17 protein-coding genes are annotated in these 19,407 nt (G+C 67.0%); 7 read left to right on the forward strand and 10 right to left on the reverse strand.

All coding sequences use genetic code 11. From position 1 onward, the window contains the following. Positions 1 to 114: 114 nt before the first annotated feature. Both RQP53_RS04000 and RQP53_RS04005 read left to right on the forward strand, forming a co-directional pair. A complete protein-coding gene (locus RQP53_RS04000) occupies positions 115 to 2,418 on the forward strand; it encodes a HAMP domain-containing sensor histidine kinase (protein WP_315648774.1) in 2,304 nt (767 codons plus the stop codon). A gap of 141 nt (positions 2,419 to 2,559) precedes the next feature. Continuing rightward, positions 2,560 to 3,702, forward strand: coding sequence for an alpha-hydroxy acid oxidase (locus tag RQP53_RS04005; protein ID WP_315648776.1), 1,143 nt, complete (start codon positions 2,560 to 2,562; stop codon positions 3,700 to 3,702). 158 nt (positions 3,703 to 3,860) lie between these two features. Here RQP53_RS04005 and RQP53_RS04010 read toward each other — a convergent pair whose 3' ends face one another. Beyond that, entirely contained in the window at positions 3,861 to 6,047 is a 2,187-nt protein-coding gene (locus RQP53_RS04010; protein ID WP_315648778.1) for a S46 family peptidase, read from the reverse strand. A gap of 221 nt (positions 6,048 to 6,268) precedes the next feature. Here RQP53_RS04010 and RQP53_RS04015 point away from each other — a divergent pair, with 221 nt between their 5' ends. Continuing rightward, positions 6,269 to 6,532 carry a hypothetical protein gene (locus tag RQP53_RS04015; protein ID WP_315648779.1) on the forward strand — a complete coding sequence of 88 codons (264 nt, stop codon included), beginning with the start codon at positions 6,269 to 6,271 and terminating at the stop codon, positions 6,530 to 6,532. A gap of 235 nt (positions 6,533 to 6,767) precedes the next feature. On the opposite strand, the gene RQP53_RS04020 is transcribed toward RQP53_RS04015, so the two are convergent. Continuing rightward, entirely contained in the window at positions 6,768 to 7,130 is a 363-nt protein-coding gene (locus RQP53_RS04020; protein WP_315648781.1) for a hypothetical protein, read from the reverse strand. Positions 7,131 to 7,257: 127 nt separating this feature from the next. Continuing rightward, complete coding sequence (gene dcd, locus RQP53_RS04025; protein WP_315648782.1) at positions 7,258 to 7,827, reverse strand: dCTP deaminase; 570 nt, start codon at positions 7,825 to 7,827, stop codon at positions 7,258 to 7,260. Between the two features lie 253 nt (positions 7,828 to 8,080). Here dcd and RQP53_RS04030 point away from each other — a divergent pair, with 253 nt between their 5' ends. Both RQP53_RS04030 and RQP53_RS04035 read left to right on the forward strand, forming a co-directional pair. Continuing rightward, on the forward strand, positions 8,081 to 8,761 hold the full coding sequence (locus RQP53_RS04030; protein ID WP_315648784.1) for a Crp/Fnr family transcriptional regulator: 681 nt from the start codon (positions 8,081 to 8,083) through the stop codon (positions 8,759 to 8,761). Positions 8,762 to 8,855: 94 nt separating this feature from the next. Continuing rightward, positions 8,856 to 9,437 carry a GNAT family N-acetyltransferase gene (locus tag RQP53_RS04035; RefSeq protein ID WP_315648785.1) on the forward strand — a complete coding sequence of 194 codons (582 nt, stop codon included), beginning with the start codon at positions 8,856 to 8,858 and terminating at the stop codon, positions 9,435 to 9,437. Positions 9,438 to 9,447: 10 nt separating this feature from the next. Here RQP53_RS04035 and RQP53_RS04040 read toward each other — a convergent pair whose 3' ends face one another. The 4 genes from RQP53_RS04040 to RQP53_RS04055 form a co-directional block, all read right to left on the reverse strand. Beyond that, the gene (locus tag RQP53_RS04040; RefSeq protein ID WP_315648786.1) at positions 9,448 to 12,516 is read right to left on the reverse strand and encodes an efflux RND transporter permease subunit; all 3,069 of its coding nucleotides are present in this window, start codon (positions 12,514 to 12,516) and stop codon (positions 9,448 to 9,450) included. Between the two features lie 19 nt (positions 12,517 to 12,535). Continuing rightward, positions 12,536 to 13,690, reverse strand: coding sequence for an efflux RND transporter periplasmic adaptor subunit (locus RQP53_RS04045; protein ID WP_315648788.1), 1,155 nt, complete (start codon positions 13,688 to 13,690; stop codon positions 12,536 to 12,538). 136 nt (positions 13,691 to 13,826) lie between these two features. Beyond that, positions 13,827 to 14,303, reverse strand: a complete 477-nt coding sequence (gene rnhA, locus RQP53_RS04050) for a ribonuclease HI (protein ID WP_315648789.1) — start codon at positions 14,301 to 14,303, stop codon at positions 13,827 to 13,829. Then, positions 14,300 to 15,241, reverse strand: a complete 942-nt coding sequence (locus tag RQP53_RS04055) for a class I SAM-dependent methyltransferase (RefSeq protein ID WP_315648790.1) — start codon at positions 15,239 to 15,241, stop codon at positions 14,300 to 14,302. Before RQP53_RS04055 ends, rnhA begins: the two co-directional genes overlap by 4 nt. Positions 15,242 to 15,258: 17 nt before the next feature. On the opposite strand from RQP53_RS04055, the gene gloB reads away from it, so the two are divergent. After that, entirely contained in the window at positions 15,259 to 16,068 is an 810-nt protein-coding gene (gene gloB / locus RQP53_RS04060; protein WP_315648791.1) for a hydroxyacylglutathione hydrolase, read from the forward strand. After that, on the forward strand, positions 16,065 to 17,708 hold the full coding sequence (locus RQP53_RS04065; protein WP_315648792.1) for a transglycosylase SLT domain-containing protein: 1,644 nt from the start codon (positions 16,065 to 16,067) through the stop codon (positions 17,706 to 17,708). Before gloB ends, RQP53_RS04065 begins: the two co-directional genes overlap by 4 nt. Before the next feature lie 46 nt (positions 17,709 to 17,754). On the opposite strand, the gene RQP53_RS04070 is transcribed toward RQP53_RS04065, so the two are convergent. From RQP53_RS04070 to RQP53_RS04080, 3 genes are all read right to left on the reverse strand, one after another. Then, complete coding sequence (locus RQP53_RS04070) at positions 17,755 to 18,144, reverse strand: MAPEG family protein (RefSeq protein ID WP_315648793.1); 390 nt, start codon at positions 18,142 to 18,144, stop codon at positions 17,755 to 17,757. 73 nt (positions 18,145 to 18,217) lie between these two features. After that, a complete protein-coding gene (recR, locus tag RQP53_RS04075; RefSeq protein ID WP_434064046.1) occupies positions 18,218 to 18,799 on the reverse strand; it encodes a recombination mediator RecR in 582 nt (193 codons plus the stop codon). Between the two features lie 183 nt (positions 18,800 to 18,982). Continuing rightward, on the reverse strand, positions 18,983 to 19,312 hold the full coding sequence (locus tag RQP53_RS04080; RefSeq protein WP_315649194.1) for a YbaB/EbfC family nucleoid-associated protein: 330 nt from the start codon (positions 19,310 to 19,312) through the stop codon (positions 18,983 to 18,985). Positions 19,313 to 19,407: the final 95 nt, after the last annotated feature.

Here is a 19,407-nt window from a genome sequence, read left to right on the forward strand (position 1 = left end):
GCCCGCGCGTCCCAGGGACAGTGAGCGCTGCCCGAGCGGGCCAAACATCGGTATGCTGGCTCGCAAGCCGCCACGGCATGCCCTGGGCGTGCCGGCGTCAGGCAAGGATTTCCCATGCAGTTTGCTTCCCCTGAAGCGTCTCAGCCAGGCCAGGGCCAGGACAGCGCCATGACGCTGGCTCGCTTGCACGCCGTGGCCCTGGCCCACCCCCGGCTGGCACTGCCGCTGTACCAGCACATCGAGGCCGCCTGTCTGGCGCCCGAAGGGGCCGACCCGGCGACCGCACTGGAGGCCGTCTGCGGCCAGTTCTTCGTGCTGGAGCGGCTGGGCCGTGGCGGTGAGCTCTGGCAGCGCCTGCACAGCGCGCTGGAGCAGTCCCGCCAGCTGCATGCCCCGCAGCTGGCCGCCCGGCTGCACGAGGCCTTGGGCCGCATCCACTACCTGCGCGCCGAATATGGCGAGGCCACCCAGCAATGGTCGACCGCGGTCGATCTCGCCGCCGTGGCCGGTGATGCCCGCACCGGCGTCAATGCCCGCATCGGCCTGGGCCAGATCCATTACGCGCTGGGCGACTGGGCCAGCGGCCACCGTTTCCATGCCGATGCCCAGGGCCTGATGGCCGGTCTTGACGACGCCTACCTGGCCGGCAAACTGGCCCTGAACCTGGGCGTCGGGCTGTTCAACCAGCAGGCTTTTGCCGAGGCCGATGGTCAGTTCAGCCAAGGTCTGGCGGCGGCCCGGCGCGCGCGCCACCGCGACTACCAGGCCGAGGCGCTCTGGTACCTGGCGCGCTGCGCCCAGGCCCGTGGCGATGTCGACGGGGCGCTGCTGCGCTGCCAGCAGGCCTTGAGCCTGGCGCTGCGCATCGGCTACGCCTGGCTGCAGGCCAGTGCCAGCGCCACGCTCTGCGAACTGGCCTTCAGCCGTGACGATGCCGTTGAAGCGCTGCGTGCCGGTGAACAAAGCCTGGCCATCGCCAAGCGCATCGGTGCCCGGCGGCTGCAAAGCGCGGCTCATCGGGCGCTGGCCCGCCTCTACCAGTCGCAGGGCAAGCTGGGCGCGGCGCTGGAGCAGCTCTGGCTGCATCAAGGCGTCGAGGCCGAGCTGGCCCGCCACCAGCTGCCCGAACAGGTCGGCCAGCTGGCGCAGTACGACCTCAGCCACAAAGGGCCGGAAGAGCAGCTGCTCGAACTGTCCAACCAGCACTGGCCGGTCGATAACGCCGAAGACTTCCAACGGGCCGTCGAGGCCATGGCCGAGGCCGTGCGCGCCGCGCTGGGGCTGGACGGCCTGCGCTTCTGGTGGGACGAGGAAGCCAAGCACGATTTCCGCGAACTGCGCTGGGACGGCCAACCGGCCGGCAACCTCGCCGGCGCACCACGCTACCTGGCACTGATGGCCACCCAGACCGGTGCACTGGCGCTGGCCGATTTGAGCCTGCACCCCTGCCACCAGGAACTGGCCGCGCTGCAGGGCGCGGCGCAGTCGCGCATCGAACTGGCCCTCACCGTGCAGGGGCGCTGCACCGCCCTGCTGTGGCTGGAACAGCACCAGCTGCGCGCCTGGACGCGCCAGGACGCCCTGCGCGCCAGCCATATCGCCAAGCTCTACGAGCGGCTGCTGCTGGCGCTGGACCTGTCTCTGGCCAAGCAGGCCCGCGCCCAGATGGAGCAGGAAAAGATCACCGCGCTGGGCCGCCTGGTGGCCGGCATCGCCCATGACGTCAACACACCAATCGGCGTGGCCATCACCGCTGCCTCCGGCATGGACGAAGCCGCCAAGCAGCTCAACCGCGCGCTGTGGGCCGAGAAGGTCAGCCGCAACGAGCTGCAGCGCCTGTGCACGCAGATTGGCGCCAGCGCCGAGTTGATCGACCGCAATCTGCAGCGCGCCGCGGCGCTGATCGGCGACTTCAAGCGCGTCGCCGTCGACCAGAGCAGCGGCCAGGTGCTAGAGATCGCCCTGGGCGACTATCTGCGCTCGGTCGTCACCATCCACGGCCCGGCGCTGCGCAAGGCGCGCGCCCAGGTCGAGCTGAAGCTGGAAGATGGCCTGCAGATGACGGTGGCCGCCGGACTGCTGACCCAGGTCGTCTCCAACCTGATCATGAACAGCCTGACCCATGGCTTTGTGCGCGGCGACGGCGGCCAGATCACCATCAGCGCGCGCCGCGAGGGCGAGATGGTGCAGCTGGAATTTGCCGACGACGGCGTCGGCGTCAGCGAAGCCGTGCGTGCCCATGTCTTCGAACCCTTCTTCACCACCAAGCGCGGCCAGGGCGGCTCGGGCCTGGGCATGTTCATCGTGCAGGACATCGTCAACCGACTGCATGGCAGCATCAGCCTGCCGCCCACCAGCAAGGGCTTTTGCGTCAGCATGCGGCTGCCGCTGAAGCCGCCGGCCGAGCCCAAGGCCTAGGCCGGCGCGCGTGTCACGCTCTGCAGGCCCCTAGCGTCCGGTGCGGAAAAAAATTCAAAGCTGGCTGAGCAAAGTTCAGCTGCTGCGCCATGCCTGCCACTAGCATCGGCGCAGCCCTCACCCTTGCCCTGCCGGAGCACCATGCCCACGATCACCTGCATCGAAGACCTGCGACAACTGGCCCAGCAACGCGTGCCGCGGATGTTCTACGACTACGCCGACTCCGGCAGCTGGACCGAGAGCACCTACCGTGCCAACAGCGCGGACTTCCAGGCCATCAAGCTGCGCCAGCGGGTCGCGGTGAACATGGAAAACCGCAGCACCGCGACGACGATGATCGGCCAGTCGGTGGCCATGCCGGTGGCCATCGCACCGACCGGGCTGACCGGCATGCAGCACGCCGATGGCGAGATCCTCGCTGCACGCGCGGCCGAGGCCTTCGGCGTGCCCTTCACGCTGTCGACGATGAGCATCTGCTCGATCGAGGACGTCGCCGCCCATACCCAGGCGCCATTCTGGTTTCAGCTCTATGTGATGCGCGACCGCGATTTCATCGAGCGTCTGATCGAGCGCGCCCGCGCCGCCCGCTGCAGCGCGCTGGTGCTGACGCTGGATTTGCAAATCCTCGGCCAGCGCCACAAGGACATCAAGAATGGCCTGTCCGCGCCCCCGAAGCCGACGTTGGCCAATCTGATCAACCTGGCTACGAAACCACGCTGGTGCCTGGGCATGCTGGGCACGCCGCGGCGCCAGTTCGGCAATATCGTCGGCCACGTCAAGGGCGTCGAGAACATGGGCTCGCTGTCGGAATGGACGGCCAAGCAGTTCGACCCCCAGCTGTCCTGGGCCGATGTCGAGTGGATCAAGAAGCGCTGGGGCGGCAAGCTGATCCTCAAAGGCATCCAGGATGTCGAGGACGCCCGGCTGGCCGTGGCCTCGGGCGCCGATGCGCTGATCGTCAGCAACCACGGCGGCCGCCAGCTCGACGGCGCCGAATCGAGCATCCAGGCGCTGCCGGCCATCGTCGACGCGGTCGGCTCGCAGATCGAGGTCCATATGGACGGCGGCATCCGCAGCGGCCAGGATGTGCTGAAGGCCTGGGCCCTCGGCGCACGCGGCACCTATATCGGCCGCGCCTTCCTCTACGGTCTGGGCGCCATGGGCCAGGCCGGTGTGACCAAGGCGCTGGAAATCATCCACAAGGAGCTGGACCTGACCATGGCCTTCACCGGCCATACCCAGCTCAGCCAGGTCGGGCCGGAGATCCTGCGGCCGGCACGCTGATCAATCCGACGACGATTGATCCCGCCAAGAGAAATCCCCGCCAGACAGCCGTCTGTGCGGGGATTGTTGTCAGCCTTGAGGGCAACACCTGACCCTCATCGCAGCGCCAGCGCTGAGCTCGGCGCTCAGCGTGCGCTCAAAGTCCGCGCAAGGTACGCTCAGAGCGCATTCAGCTCCTTGAGCAGCTTGTCGGCCTTGTCGACCACCTTCATCTGCCACAGCATGTAGCGCGCATCGAGGCAGATGCTGCGCGTGGTCTTGGGGTTGAAGTCCCAGTCGGAGATCACCGCGTCCAGCGTGCCGTCAAACAGCAGGCCGACCAGCTCGGCCTTGCGGTTCAGCACCGGAGAGCCGGAGTTGCCGCCGGTGGTGTCCAGCGTGGCCAGGAAGTTGACCGGCACCGAATCCAGCTCCGGCGCACGGTACTTGTCGAACTGGCGCGCCTTGATGGCAGCGAGCTGCTGGGCCGGTGCATCGAAATCGCCCTTGCCGGTGTGCTTGGCAGGAATGCCGCGCAGCGTGGTGAAGGCCGACCAGCTGGTGCCGTCTATCGTGCCCTGCGCGCGGCCGGCCACCTTGCCAAAGCTGACGCGCAGCGTGCCGTTGGCATCCGGATAGACCGCCTGGCCGCGGCTGGCCTTGAAGGCGATCAGGGCCTTCATCACGCCGGCATAGGCCTGCTGGATATGGCCGCCCAACTCCTTGTTGCGCGCATCGCGCGCCTCGTCGTCCTCATACAGTGCCACGGCGGCAGCGATGAACGGGTCGGAACTGGCCTTGAATTCGTCCACGCTTCTGCCCAGCCAGGCCAGGCGTTCGGCCTTGTCGCCCAGCTTGCTGCCAGCGTACAGCGCGCCGAGCCTGGCCTTGACGGCCACCTCGTCCATGCCGGCGCTGACGCCCAACGTCTTCAGCAGCGTGGCATTGAGCTGATCGGCCGGCAGGGCCAGGTATTGCGCCAGGAAGTGCGAGGCCAGGCGCATGTCGGTCTGTTCGTCGTAGCGGCGTTCCAGCGCCTCCAGGCCCTGGCGGCGGCGCAATGCGTCGCGTTGCTGGAAGCCGGGCCTGCGTTCGGCATCGGGTTTCAGGTTTTGTTGCGCCTGTTGGTAGAGGCTGCGTGCCGTGGTCAGCAGCAGCGGGTTGCTGAAGTTCAACAGCAGTTCGCGCTTCTCCACGGACTGGCGCTCGGCCAACAGCCGCTCAATCTCAGCGATGCTGGCGCCGTACTGCGCGCTGCGCTTGGCGTCGCCATTGACCCAGGCCTTCAGCTCATGGAAGGCGGCGGTCTTGCGGGCCAGGATGTCGCTGCCGGTATAGCTTTCCTGCTGGCCCTGCATGTTCTTGAAGCTGTTGCCATAGCCCTGCACCAAGCCGGCCAGCTTGATCTCGGCCTCACGACGGCCGGCGGTCTCCTGCTTGATCAGCTCCAGCGCCTCGCCAAAGATGCGGATCAGCTCGGGGGCTTCCCAGCCGAAATTGAAGTCCACCTCGGTCGGCAGGCGGTGGCGATCGGTGCCGCCGGGGTAGCCGGTGACCATCACGAAATCGCCTTCCTTCAGCGGCTCGCTGGCCAGCTTCAGGTGGAACTTGGGCGCATAGGGCTTGTTGGCCAGGTTGTAGTCGGCCGGCTTGCCATCCGGGCCGACATAGGCGCGGTAGAAGCTGTAGTCGCCGGTGTGGCGCGGCCAAACCCAGTTGTCGGTCTCGCCACCAAAACGGCCGACCATATCGGCGGGCGCATGGACCAGCCGCACATCGCGGATTTCCAGCTGCTTGATCAGCTGGAACACCAGCCCGCCATAGAAGCGCGAGACGGTGCAGCGGTAGCCCTTGTCCTGCTCGCACTCAGCGACCAGCTTCTTCTGGTTGGCCTCGATCGCATCGCTGCGGACCTTGCCCTTGAGCGCGGTGGTCTTGGCGTCGAGAATTTGCGCGCTGACATCACGCACCGCCTCGGTCACATAGACGCGGCTGCCCGGCGCGGCCGGCAACTCCTCTTCCAGGCTCTGGGCCAGAAAACCCTTCTTCAGCAGGTCGCGCACCGGCGTCGAGTTGTACTGGATGCTGCCGTAGGCGCAGTGATGGTTGGTCACCACCAGGCCCTGCGGCGAGACGAAAGACGCGGTGCAGCCGCCCAGGCTGATGATGGCGCCCATCGGGAATTCGGTCAGCTTGGACAGGCTGGCCGGATCGATGGCCAGACCGGTGGCCTTCAGATCCTTGGCGATTTGCGGCAGCTGCTGCGGCATCCACATGCCTTCATTGGCCTGCGCCAAGCCGATGGACAGGGCCAGCGGCGCCAGCGCAAAGCGGGCCAGTGAAATGGGCTTGCTGAGTCGATTCATGGGGGGAGTCTTGCTGTAGGACGAAGCCTGCGACGATAACGCAGATCGCCCAAATCGCCCTGTGGCAGAGGGCACCGGGGGCAACCCCAGGCCAGGCTCGATCCCTGGCCCTTCTTCTTTGGCGAGCCCCTGCAATGAAGGATGGAGAAAAGGCCGGCGATGGCCGATAAATGTCTGACACCAAACTGACAAATTCCCATACCCCACCGCAGGAGCGCACCATGGACCTGACCCAGCTGATGCAAGTGAAGCGCTGGCTGCTGCTGCATGCGCATTACCACCCGGTGGAGCTGGGCGTGTGGAATCTGGTGCTGGTCTGCTGGCTGCTCGGCTGGGTGGCGGTGCCGGGCGCCTTGCTGGCCCAGCAATGGGCCGCCCTGCCCTTGTGCCTCTTGGGCTTCACCAGCCCGAACTGGTACGTCGGCGGCCGCAAGCGCCTGCACCGCGCCGGCCGCCTGCGCTGCGACTGGCTGACGGCCTTGTGAAGCGCCCCATGGACGAAAAAAGCTCTTTGCGCGTTAGCTGTTGATCAGCCAGAACAAACCACAGAGTTGCAGAGGAATTCACAGAGGGAACAAAGGTTTGCTGCGCTTTTCTCCGTGTCTTTGTGCCTCTGTGCTTGCCCTTGGCTGTTTCCAGAGCATCCACACTTGACGCCCAAAGAGCCGAAAAAAAAGCCCTCGCAAGGAGGGCTTGGCTGTTCAGGCGAAAAAGGCCGTGTCAGTGGATCAAGCCAATCCATTCGCCCCGGGCCTGGTAGCTGTCGAACAGCTGCAGGGCCTGAGCCTGCAAATCGGGATTGGCGCTGGCATGGGCTGCGGCCAGACGCTCGAAGGCATAGAGCCGGTCGTAGATCATTCTTGTCGGCTGCAGCGGCAGGCGTTCCAGCTGCATCAACTCGGCGAAGCGCTGCAACTCACCGCCCTCGACCGCGCCACTGACCGTCAGGCCGATCTCGACATGCTGCTGCGGCAGCAGGCCGGCATCAAGCGCCGCGAGGTAGCGCGGATCGCCATGGCGGGCGTCGAAGAACTCCAGCGGTGCCGGTGCGCGCTCGGAATACAGGTGCAGCGGGATGATCATCTGGGGCCTCGTCAAGCGTCAGTGCTGATGGGCTAGATGATGCGCGGGCGGCGCCAAACTTAAATGTGAAAAAGCGGGGGAAAGCCCCGCTTTTTCCATTCAAGTTATTGCAATCAGGCGCCTTGCCTCAGGTCTTGGGCAGCGTCACCCCGCGCTGGCCCTGGTACTTGCCGCCGCGATCCTTGTAGCTGGTTTCGCAGACCTCGTCGCTTTCGAAGAACAGCACCTGGGCACAGCCTTCGCCGGCATAGATCTTGGCGGGCAGCGGCGTGGTGTTGGAGAACTCCAGCGTCACATAGCCTTCCCATTCGGGTTCGAAGGGGGTGACGTTGACGATGATGCCGCAGCGGGCATAGGTGCTCTTGCCCAGGCAGATCGTCAGCACATTGCGCGGGATGCGGAAGTACTCGACGGTGCGGGCCAGCGCGAAGCTGTTGGGCGGGATGATGCAGTAGTCGCCCTCGACGTCGACGAAGCTCTTCTCGTCGAAGTTCTTCGGATCGACGACGGTGCTGTGGATGTTGGTGAAGATCTTGAACTCGGGCGCGCAGCGGATGTCGTAGCCATAGCTGGAGGTGCCGTAGCTGACGATCTTCTCGCCGGCCGCGTTGTGGCGGATCTGGCCCGGCTCAAACGGTTCGATCATGCCGTGTTGTTCGGCCATGCGGCGTATCCACTTGTCGCTCTTGATGCTCATAAACGCTGTCCCTCAGACTGTGCTGCGGCATTGTAGGGCGTGGCCTCGCACAGGCCGAGGCGGCTGGCGCGGAGGACCGGCAGACCGCAGTCGGGCGCAAATTTGACGCGTTAAGCCGACATCTGCCGCCAAAGTCACGCCAAATACAGGCCAAAGCCTCGGGCTGGGCGATCCAGCTCTCTAGAATCCAGCGCATCGCCACCGTTTGCGCCTGCTGTACCCGGGCCTGCCTGCCGCCATGACCCTGCACGAGATGCTTGAGAAGTCCATCTGGGGCCGCAATCTCAGCAGTCTGGAGATGCAAAAGGTGTTGGCCGAAGCACGCGAGCGCGAGTTCAGCGCCGGGCAGGCCATCGTCCGCGTCGGCGAGAGCGCTGAGCATTGGGTCGGCCTGATCAGCGGGCTGGCCAAGATGAGCGTCAGCAGTGCCGATGGCCGCGAGACCACGCTGATCAGCACCGCCGCCGGCGGCTGGTTTGGCGAGGGCACGCTGATCAAGCGCGGCCGCTGGCAGTACGACGCCATCGCCATGCGCGACAGCCAGGTTGCCCTGCTGCCACGCGACACCTTCGAGTGGCTGCGCAACACCAGCATCCCCTTCAACCACTATCTGCAAAACCTGATGAGCGCGCGCATGGGCAGCTTCATCGCCCTGCTCAGCCAGGACCGGCTGCTCGATTCCAGCGCCCGCGTCGCCCGCTGCCTGGCCGGGCTGTTCAACCCCGAGCTGTATCCCGAGCCGGGCCGCTATCTGGACCTGCGCCAGTCGGAGCTGGGCCAGCTCGCCGGCGTATCGCGCCAGCGCGCCAATATTGCCTTGCAGGCCTTGGAAGCGGCGGGCTTGATAACCGTTGAACGGCGCGGCATCTCGGTGCTGGATCTGCAGGGGCTGCGCGATTACCGCGGCCTGACGGCACAGCCGCCTGCACGCTGAGCCCGGACCGCACAGCAGAACCTTCGATCTGCAGGCAGAATCCCGCCCCCGAACATCAATCCTGCCTGCGACAGCGCGTCGCAGGCCCTTCGCGATGGCCGCCTCCACCACCCTTTACACCGACCGGCTGCTGCTGCGCGCCGCCGGCCCCGCACTGGCCGAAGCGCTGGCCGACTTTCATCTGCGCAACGCCGCCCATCTGGCGCCCTGGGATCCGCCCAGCCCGCCCGGCTTCTTTGACACCGAGGCGGTGCGCGAGCGCCTGGCGCTGGCCGGGCAGGCCTTCGAACAAGGCAGCGGCTACCGCTACCTGATCTGCCTGCGTGAGGCGCCCGACCGGGTGATCGGCCAGTGCAACTTTTCGCAGGTCTCGCGCGGCCCCTTTCAGAACACCATCCTGGGCTATTCGCTGGACGCGCAACTGCAAGGTCAGGGCCTGATGGCCGAAGGCTTGCGCGCCGGCTGCGCCGAAATGTTCAGCGAGCGCGTGCGCCTGCACCGAATCCAGGCCGGCGTGCGGCCCGAGAACGCACGCAGCCGCGCAACCCTGCTGCGACTGGGCTTTGCGCTGGAGGGGCACAGCAAGCGCTATCTCTTCATCAACGGTGCCTGGCGCGATCACGATCTGTTCGCGCTGTTGCATCCCAGCTGGCCTGACGATCAGCCTCCGGCCTGACGCCCTGCCCTCAGCTGGCCGGGCTTTCAAGCGCCGGCGTGCGGATCTCGCCAGGAATACCCCGACGCGCGAACAGCGAATACATGGTCGGCACGACGAAGATGGTCAGCAAGGTGCCCAGGCTCATGCCGCCGACGATGACCCAGCCGATCTGCTGGCGGCTCTCGGCCCCGGCCCCGCTGGCCAGGGCCAGCGGCAAGGCGCCCAGCACCATGGCGCCGGTGGTCATCAGGATGGGGCGCAAGCGCATCGCCGCGGCCTCGACCACCGCCTGCTGCACCTCACGCCCCTGCTGGCGCAGCTGATTGCTGAATTCCACGATCAGGATGCCGTGCTTGGTGATCAGGCCCACCAGCGTGATCAGACCGATCTGCGAATAAACGTTCAGCGTGCCGCCGCTCAGCTGCAGCGCCGCCAGCGCGCCGACCATGGACAGCGGCACCGAGAACATGATGATCAGCGGATCGACAAAGCTCTCGAACTGCGCCGCCAGCACCAGGAAGATGAAAAGCAGCGCCAGCACAAACACCAGGCCCAGCGCACCGCTGGACGAGCGGAACTCGCGCGACACGCCGTTGAGTTCGGTCGCATAACCAGCCGGCAGCACCTGCTCGGCGATCTTGTCCATCGCGTTCAGTGCGTCGCCCAGCGCAAAGCCGGGCGCGAGGCTGGCGCTGATGACAACGGCGCGGCGTTGGTTGAAGTGGTTCAGCTCGCGCGGGCTGACCGCCTCCTGCAGCTTCACCAGGCTGGACAGCGGCACCAGCGCATCGCCCTTGCCGCGCACGAACAGGCGCTCGATTTGCTGCGGCGTTGTGCGCCGCTCGTTCTCGGTCTGCACCAGCACGTCGTACTGCTCGGCGCTGCGCTTGTAGCGTGTCACGGCGCGGCTGCCCAGCATGGTCTCGATGGTGCGGGCCACCTGATCGACCTGCACGCCCAGATCGGCAGCGCGCTCGCGATCCACCTCCAGCAACAGCTCCGGCTTGTTCAGGCGCAGATCGTTGTCGACCTGCACAAAGCCCGGGTTCTTGGCCATCTCGGCGATGAAGCGCTGGGTCACCTGGGCGATGTTCTGGTAGCTGTCGCCGGTGACGAGGACGAAGTTGACCGGCCGCGAGATGAAACCCTGGCCCAGGCTGGGTGGCGTGGTCGGGAAGGCGTTGACGCCGGGCAACAGGCTGACCTGCGGGATCAGCAGCCGCGCCAGCTCCTGCGTGCTGCGGTGGCGCTCGCTCCAGTCCACCGTGCGCAGAATCGCCAGGCCGCTGGCCACATTGGGCGCGCCGGCAATCATGAAGCGCTTGTCCAGTTCCGGATACTGGCCGCCGAGGCGCTCGATGGCTTCCAGGTAGCGGCCGGTGAAGGCCAGCGTCGAGCCATCGGGCGCCGAGACCGGCATCACGATCACACCGCGGTCCTCGATAGGCGCCAGTTCCGATTTGGCATTGAGGAACAGCCAGGCGCTCGCGCCGGCCGAGGCCAGCATCACCAGCACCACCGCCCAGCGCGCCGACAGCGCCGCGCGCAGCGCCGCCGCATAGCGATCGCTGATCCAGACCAGCAGCCGCTCCATCCCGCGGTCAAAGCGGGTCGGTGCCTCGACATGGCGCAAGAGCTTGGAGCACATCATCGGCGTCAGCGTCAGCGCGACGAAGCCCGACACCAGCACCGCGCCGGCCAGCGTCAGCGCGAACTCGACGAACAGCCGCCCGGTGCGCCCCGGCGTGAAGGCCAGCGGCGCGAACACGGCCACCAGCGTCAGCGTCATCGCCACCACCGCAAAGCCAATCTCCTGCGCGCCCTTCAAGGCCGCCTGGAACGGCGACATGCCGGCCTCGATATGGCTGAAGATGTTTTCCAGCACGACGATGGCATCGTCGACCACCAGGCCGATGGCCAGCACCAGGGCCAGCAGCGTCAGCGTGTTCACCGTGAAGCCGGCCGCGGCCATGATGCCGAAGGCGCCGATCAGGCTGACCGGGATCGTCACCAGCGGGATCACCGAGGCGCGCAGCGTGCGCAAGAAGACGAACACCACCAGCGCCACCAGCACCACGGCCTCGCCGATGGTGTGATAGACGGACTGGATCGAGCGGTCGATGAAGACGGCGTTGTCCACCGCCAGCAGCACCTGCAGCGTGTCGGGCAGATCGCGGCGCAGCTTGGGCAAGAGGGCCTGCACCGCCGCCGAGACCTCCAGCGGATTGGCCGTGGCCTGCTTGATCACGCCCAGCGACACCGCCGTCTTGCCGTTCAGCCGGATCAAGGTGCGTTCGCTGGCGGCGGCCTCGCTGACCCGCGCGACATCGCGCAGCTTGACCGCATAGCCGTTGACGCTGCGCAGCACGATCTGCTCGAACTGCGCCACCGTGTTCAGATCGGTGCGCGCGGTGACGTTGAACTCGCGCTGCTGGCTCTCGATGCGGCCGGCCGGCACTTCCAGGTTCTGGCGGCGCAGCGCGTCTTCAACATCCTGCACCGTGATGCGGTAGGCGGCCAGGCGGTCGGCATCGAGCCAGACGCGCATCGCATAGACGCGGTCGCCGCCGGTTTCGACATCGGCCACGCCGGGAATCGTCTGCAGCCGCGGCTTGACGACACGGTTGACCAGATCGGTGACCTCCAGCGGGTCCAGCGTGTCGCTGCTGAAAACGATGCGCAGCGTGGCCTGGGCATCGGCCTCGACCTTGGCGACCACCGGTTCATCAACCGCCGTGGGCAGCCGACCGCGCACGCGGGCGACGCGGTCGCGCACATCGGCGGCGGCGTTGTCGGGGTTTTTCTCCAGCTTGAAGCGCACCGAAATCTGGCTCGATTCGGAGCGCGAGCTGGAGGTAACGATGTCGACGCCGTCTATGCCGGCGATCGAATCCTCTAACGGTTTGGTGACCTGGCTCTCGATCACCTCGGACGAGGCACCGACCAGCCGGGTCGAGACGGTGACCACCGGCTCATCGATGCGTGGGTATTCGCGCAGGCTCAGCTTGCCGAACGACACCAGGCCGACCAACACCAGCAGCAGGGACATGACGGTCGCAAAGACCGGACGACGGATGGAAATCTCGGACAGACGCATGACGTTGCGGCGCTCCGCCTCAGGGCTTGGCAGCCGATGGGCCGGCGCCGGCGGGCGCGCTCGCAGTGGCCGGGCGGCGGCCCTGCTGATCGACATCGATGCGCTTGATCGCCTGCTTTTCACCCCGCATCAGCCGCGACTGCCCGGCCGTCACCACCCAGTCGCCGGCCTTCAAACCGGCCAGCACCTCGACCTTGCCGGGCAGGCGCTGGCCCAGCTTGGCCTCGATCTTCTCGGTCAGCGGCAGCTCGGCCTTGGGGTCGACCAGCTTGATCAGGAACTGCTTGCCGCCCTGCGGCACCAGCGCCTCCTCGGGCACCAGCACCGCCTCGGCGCGTTCGCCCAGGCGCACGCTGACGCGGGCAAACAGGCCGGACTTCAGCTCCGGCGCGCTCTTGTCCAGCCGCGCCCGCACCAGCATCGAACGGCCCGCCGTGTCCAGCTGGGCGTCCAGCGCCTCGACCCGCGCTTCGAAGCTGCGGCCGGGCATGGCGTCCAGCGTCAGGCTGACCGACTGCCCCTTGCGCAGCCGCGGCAGATCGCGTTCGGGCAGGCGGAAATCGACCCACATCGAGGACGCGTCTTCCAGGCTCAGCAGCGCGGCGCCGTCCTTGACGTAATCGCCCAGATTGACCTGGCGGATGCCGGCCACGCCATCAAAAGGCGCGACGATGCGCATGCGTTCCAGCTGGGCGCGGTTCAGCGCCACCTGGGCCTCGGCCACATCGAGGGCTGCCTTGGCCTGATCGACCACGCTGGCCGACACGAAGCTCTGCGCCAGCAGCTCGCGGTTGCGCTGCAGCTGGGTGCGGGCGATGCCGGCCTGAGCCTCGGCCTGCTGCAGCTGCGCGGCCTGCAGGCTGTCGTCGAGCTGGATCAAGACCTGACCCCGGCGCACCCGCTGGCCGTCGCTGAAGCCGAGCTTGACGACCCGGCCGCTGACCTCGGGCTTGAGCATCACGCTCTGCCGGGCGCGCAGGCTGCCAACGGCCTGCGACTCCTCGGCCAGCACACGCAGCTCGACCGGCTGCGCCTCCACCGGCGTGGCCGCGGGCGCCGGCGCCGCGGCGGCCTGAGCCGGGCGATGCTGCCACCAATAGGCGGCCGCACCGAGGGCAAACAAGGCCGCCAGGGCAGCGATGGAATGAAGCTTGGATCTGGTGTTCTGGCTCATGCGCGCGAAGGTCTCCGAGCGCGCACTGTAGCGGGGATAACCCTAGGGCGATGCCCCCTGAATCTGCTCGTGCGCCGAGCGACGGAAACAAGGCCCTGAGCGGCGGTGCAGTGCGCTGGCCGCCCTTTGCACGACTTCAGCCGCGGCCGACCGAGGCCACGCCCTTGTTGGCCAGGCCGTCGGCCCGCTCGTTGCCGGGGTCACCGGCATGGCCCTTGACCCAACGCCATTCCACCTGGTGCAGCTTGCGCAGCGCGTCCAGGCGCTGCCAGAGCTCGGCGTTCTTCACCGGCTTGCCGTCGGCCGTCTTCCAGCCGCGGCGCTGCCAGCCAGAAATCCATTCGGTCATGCCCTTGCGCACGTATTCGCTGTCGGTATAGACGGTGATCTCGCAGCTGCGCTTCAAGGAGGCCAGCGCTTCGATCACGGCGGTCAGCTCCATGCGGTTATTGGTGGTGTTGGCCTCGCCGCCGAACATCTCCTTCTCGTGGCCAGGCGTCGACAGCCAGGCCCCCCAGCCGCCGGGGCCGGGATTGCCCTTGCAGGCGCCATCGGTGTAGATGGTGACCTTGGGCTTGGCAATCTTGGCCGCAGGCGCTTGTGATTCAGTCATGGAAGCTTTGAAACCGATGTCGTTGAAGAGGAAGCTGCGGCGCTCGCCGCAGGCGCGCCACTGAAATGTTGTTGGTGCAGGGCCACCGCCGGCGCCGCTGCACCGGCCGGCCGCTTGCTGCGCAAGAGCCCCACCAGGCGCATGCCATGCACACGCTTGACGGCCGTGACGCAATAGACGGCGCCCAGCACCGGCCACCAGCGCGGCCCCAGCCGCTCCAGCCATTCCCAGCGCGCCAGCCAGCGCTCGCTGCGCAAGGGCGGCCGGTAGCAGCCGAAGTGGGCGCTGTCGATCTCGAAGCTGAGCAGGCGCAGCCAGTCGCGCAGCCGCCAATAGCCGATGAACTCGCCGGCGCGCGGCAGGAACAGGCTGTCGTCCAGGCTGGGCATCAGCCGGTCGCGCAACCGGCCGAGATTCTGCCTCAGTCCCCAGAGGCTGGCCGGATTCAGACCGACGACGACCAGCCGCCCTTCCGGCCGCAGCACCCGCTCGACCTCACGCAATGCCTGGTGCGGGTCAGCGGTCAGCTCCAGCGTGTGCGGCAGCAGCACCAGGTCGAGGCTGTTGGCCTCGAAAGGTAGGGCATCGAAATCGGTCAGCAGGGCCACGCTCTGCGGGGCCGCACCCTCGGCAAAAACGCTCGCCAGCGCATCAGCATCAGCGTAGGCCTCGGCATCGGCGCCGGGCCAATGGGCGACATCGGGCAGTGGCCGCTCGGCGTCATCATGGCTGTTCAAGGCCAGCCAGCGGTGCGGCATCCGGTTGGCCGCCAGGCCGGCCAGCTGCGGCAGGCCCAGCTGCAGCGCATGAAAGCCAAACATGTCGACAACGATCTCGTCCAGCCGCGCCTGTTCCCAGGCCAGCAGATAGCGCCCAGGCGGGGTTCGCAGCCACTGGCCCAGCCCTACAATGACGCCTTCCTTGCGCTCCTGCGTCACCGCAGCACCTCCTGCCCATGCATCTGCTCGCCATCCCAGCGTTTGACGACAACTACATCTGGATGCTGCACGATGGTGTTCAAGCCCTGGTGGTAGATCCGGGCGATGCCGCCCCGGTGCTGGCGACGCTGCAATCGCTGTCGCTGCGTCTGGCCGGCATTCTAGTGACCCATCATCATGGCGATCATGTCGGCGGCGTTTCCACGCTGCAGCAGGCCTGGCCCGACGCGGCCGTCTACGCACCGAGCGCAGAGCTGGCCAGCGGCAAGATCAAGGGCGAGTACCAAGGCCTGTGCGGCGGCAACAAGCTGCGCCTGCTGGATCAGGAACTGAGCGTCATCGAAGTGCCTGGCCACACCGCTGGGCATATCGCCTACTTCATCGCCGCGTCGGCCGGCGCAGCACCGCTGCTGTTCTGTGGCGACACCCTGTTCAGCGGCGGCTGCGGCCGGCTGTTCGAGGGCACGCCGGCACAGATGCATGCGTCCCTGCAGGCGCTGCTGGCCCTGCCGGCAGACACACGGGTCTGCTGTGCGCACGAGTACACCTTGTCAAATCTGCGATTTGCAGTGACAGTCGAGCCCGGCAACGAGGCGCTGGCGGCGTACCAGCACTGGTGCCAGGACCAGCGCAAGCAGGGGCGGTCCACCCTGCCCTCGACGCTGGCCAACGAGGCTGCGATCAATCCATTCCTGCGTTGTGATGTGCCCGGCGTGCAAGCGTCGGTGCGCCAATGGCAGCGCGAACAGTCTTTGCCCATCGCGGCCGACGGCGACGTTGTCGCGATCTTTGCCGGTCTGCGGCAGTGGAAGAACGAGTACCGATGAGCCCATCCGCCCTGCCACAGCACGCTGCACTTTCTGCACCCACCCACCCACGCCTGGGGCTCAGTGCCCTGACTGCCCTGCTCGCCGCCATCCTGGCTGGCTGTGCCAGCACGCCGACCGTCACCGATCGCAACGCCAATACGCCAGCGCGCAACTGGGTGCAGGCTGCGCCACTGACCCAGGCCGAGGCCCTGCAACAGGCCGCTGCCCCCAGCGCCACCGCCGTGGCCAGCAGCGCGCTGCTGGAAGACAGCCTGAACCCCGGCAGCAGCATCGATTTGAACAATGCCGAGGCCCGTGCCGATCTGTGGGCCCGCGTGCGCCGCGGTTTCAAGATGCCCGAGCTAGACAACGACGGCGTCAAAAAGGCCGAGGCCTGGTACAGCGCCCGGCCCGACTATGTGCAGCGCATGACCGAGCGCGGCAGCCGCTACCTCTATCACATCATCGAAGAGGTCGAGCGCCGCGGCCTGCCCAGCGAGCTGGCCCTGCTGCCCTTTGTTGAGAGCGCCTTCCGCGCCGATGCGCAATCGAATGCCAAGGCCGTCGGCATGTGGCAGTTCATGCCGGCCACCGGCCGCGATTTCGCGCTGAAGCAGAACATCTTCCGTGACGATCGCCGCGACGTGCTGGCCTCGACCCGCGCCGCGCTGGACTATCTGGAACGACTGGCCCGCCAGTTCGATGGCGACTGGCAGCTGGCGCTGGCGGCCTATAACTGGGGCCAGGGCAATGTGCAAAAGGCGATCGCGCGCAACCAGAAAGCCGGGCTGCCGACCGACTACGACAGCATCAAGATGCCGGACGAGACGCGCTACTACCTGCCCAAGCTGCAGGCGGTGAAGAACATCGTGCTGCGCCCCGAGGCCTACGGTTTGGCCCTGCCCGAGATCGCCAACCATCCGTACTTCCTCAGCGTGGCCATCGAGCGCGATATCGATGTGGACTTGGCCGCCCGGCTGGCCGGCATGGAACTGGAGCAGTTCAAGCAGTTCAATCCGCAGATGAACAAGCCGCTCATCCTGGCCGCCAGCACGCCGCGGGTGCTGCTGCCCTATGACAACGCCGAGACCTTCGTCGGCAATCTGGCCGCCCACCGTGGCCCGCTGGCCAGCTGGACGGCCTGGGTGGTGCCCAAGACCATGAAACCAGCCGACGCCGCCCGCCAGGTCGGCATGAGCGAGGCCGAGTTGCGCGCCATCAACGGCATTCCGGCACGCATGCTGGTCAAGCAGGGCTCGACGCTGCTGGTGCCGCGTACCGCGCACCGCGATAGCGATGTCTCCGTGCATCTGGCTGAAAACGCCAGCATGACGCTGACACCAGACGCCCCGCCGCTGCGCCGCGTCAGCATCAAGGCCGGCAAGGGCGAAACACTGGCCATGCTGGCCAAGCGGCAAAAGGTCAGCGTCGAACAGCTGGCCAGCTGGAACAAGCTGAGCGCCCATGCGGCGCTCAAGCCCGGTCAACAGCTGGTGATCTACACCAGCAAGCCGGCCGAGCCGGTGCTGCGTACCGCCGCGGCCAGCAAGGCGCCGGTGCGCGCCAGCAAGCCGCAGCGCGCCAAGCCGATCACGGTGGCCATGGCCCCGGGGGCCGGTGCGAACTCAGGCCGACAGCTGGCCCAGGCACAGCGCTGAGCCCAGGGCCGGCTGAGTGTTGGCCGGCGCCTGATTCGGCTGGAAATCAGGCGAAAAACAAGGCCACGCTGCAAGCCACGCCAGCCGCCCAGACCACGCTGCGCAGGCTGGCCTTGTCGGCCAGATAGCAGGCGATATAAGCCAAGCGTAGCGTGATGAAGGCCAGCGCCAGCAGGTCGATGCGAGCCTGCGCGGCCTGCATCTGCTGCGCCGCCAGCACACCGGCGATGAACAGCGGCAGCGCTTCAAAGCTGTTGGCCTGCGCCGCATTGGCGCGCGCCTGCCAGCCCTGCTGGCGCGCCAGCCAGGCGCGCGGATCGCGGTTGTCAAAACCGCCCTCACGGCGCGGCTTGCCAAAGCCCCGCGACTTGGCCAGCCCGGCACAGACGATGGGCAACAGGCAGGCGGCGATCAGGCAGTAGTTCGCGAGGGTCATGTCTTGCCTTTGGGTTCGGATTGAGGATGCGCTTGAAGCCAGCGCCGTGGCCAGGTGGCTGGCGCGCGTGGCCTCAGCGGCGGTCGACCAGCGCGTGGGCGATGGTACCCAGATCCACATATTCAAGCTCGCTGCCCACCGGCACGCCGCGCGCCAGCCGGGTGGCACGCAGGCCGCGCGCCTTCAGCGTCTCGGACAGCACATGCGCCGTCACCTCGCCCTCGGCGGTGAAACTGGTGGCCAGGATCACCTCCTCCACCTGCCCATCCGCCGCGCGCTCCAGCAGCTGGGCCACACCCAGCTCGCGCGCGCCAATGCCGTCCAGCGGGCTGACGCGGCCCTGCAGCACGAAGTAATAGCCCCGGTAGGAGCCGGTACGCTCCATCGCCGCCTGATCGGCCGGCGTCTCGACAACGCAGAGCAGCCGCGCATCGCGCGTGGCGTCCTCGCACAGCGCGCAGATGCGCGCCTCGCTGAAGCTGTGGCAGCGCTCGCACTGCTGCACCCGCTCCGCCGCCGCCGCCAGGGCCGTGGACAGCCGTAGCGCTGCCTCGCGGTCATGCTGCAACAGGTGGTAAGCCATGCGCTGCGCCGACTTCTGACCCACACCCGGCAGGCCACGCAGCGCATCAATCAGTTGCTCAAGAGCGTTCAAAGCAGTGACTTCCGTGGATCCAGCTTCATCGGGCTGCGCGAGCTGCAAGGCCCGAGCGCGCAACATGCTCAGGCCTTCACACAGTGCCGGTATTGACCGAGTGGCGTCCGAGGATCCGGCTTTGCCGGGCCTACGGACGTGCCCCCTTTGAGGGGGCGCGCGCAGCGCGTAGGGGGTGGTCCATCAGAACGGAAACTTCATCCCCGGCGGCAGCGGCATACCAGCCGTCAGCTTGCCCATCTTTTCCTGGCTGACCGTCTCGGCACGGCGCAGGCCGTCGTTGAAGGCGGCGGCGATCAGGTCTTCCAGCATGTCCTTGTCATCGGCCAACAGGCTGGGGTCGATGGTGACACGGCGCACCTCGTGCTTGCAGGTCATCAAGACCTTGACCATGCCGGAGCCCGACTCGCCCTCGACCTCGATATTGCCCAGTTCGTCCTGCGCCTTCTTCAGGTTGTCCTGCATGGCCTGAGCCTGCTTCATCAAACCGGCCAGTTGACCCTTCATCATGATTGCTTCTCCTTCGAGTTCAGTGATTCACTGGCGCTGTACAGAGCCCCGCTCCTGCAGCGCCGATTTCGATGGACTGGCCCACGGCGTGCGACGCG

Source organism: Roseateles aquae, from assembly GCF_032337115.1.
In the GTDB taxonomy this organism is placed as follows: Bacteria; Pseudomonadota; Gammaproteobacteria; order Burkholderiales; family Burkholderiaceae_C; genus Roseateles_C; species Roseateles_C aquae.